Raw genomic sequence first — 752 nt, 5'->3', positions numbered from 1 at the left:
ACCTCGCGGGTGGCCGCAAACACCGTTTGAAAACGCTCATCCAGTTTTAAGGTGCGCCCAAGATGATGCTGTCGCCCAGCCAAGCGCATGATACAGTTTTCGACAATGATCACCGCACCATCCACAATCAAGCCAAAATCGAGTGCGCCCAAACTCATCAGATTGGCGCTGACCTTGGTTTGCACCATGCCCGTCATCAACATCAACATCGACAATGGAATCACCATTGCGGTGAGTAAGGCCGCCCGGACGTTGCCGAGCATGATCAGGAGCACGACGACAACCAATACCGCACCTTCGGCCAGGTTGGCCTGCACCGTGGCAATGGTTTTATCGACCAGTACCGTACGGTTATAAACCGGTTCGGCAATCACGCCCTCGGGCAGCGTCTTATTGATCTCCAACAACTTGGCCGACACATCCTGGGAAACCGTCCGACTATTACCTCCCAGCAGCATGACGGCGGTACCCAATACAGTCTCCTCACCATCGCGAGTAGCGGCACCTGTGCGCAACTCTTTGCCGAATCCGACCTCGGCCACATCAGCCACGGTAATGGGTAACCCGGCTCGACGAGCGACGATGATTTTTTCGATCGCAGGGATGTCAGCCACCTGTCCGGGGGCGCGGATTAAATATTGCTCACCATTTTTTTCAATATAGCCAGCACCGATATTAGCGTTGTTTTTCTCCAGTGCCGCTACTAAATCATCAAAGCTGAGCTGGTAGGCCAGCAGTCTTGAAGGTTCCGG

At 54.1% G+C, this 752-nt stretch carries 1 protein-coding gene; it reads right to left on the bottom strand.

Annotation, left to right across the window (positions count from 1 at the left end):
- On the bottom strand, positions 1-752 hold a 752-nt coding region (locus LGT44_RS12945), incomplete at both ends, for an efflux RND transporter permease subunit (RefSeq protein ID WP_230333621.1).

The sequence above is a fragment of the Thalassolituus alkanivorans genome (assembly GCF_020447205.1).
Classification (GTDB): Bacteria; Pseudomonadota; Gammaproteobacteria; order Pseudomonadales; family Oceanobacteraceae; genus Venatoribacter; species Venatoribacter alkanivorans.
Note: the sequence above shows the minus strand (reverse complement) of the source record. Positions and strands in the feature narration are given on the sequence as shown.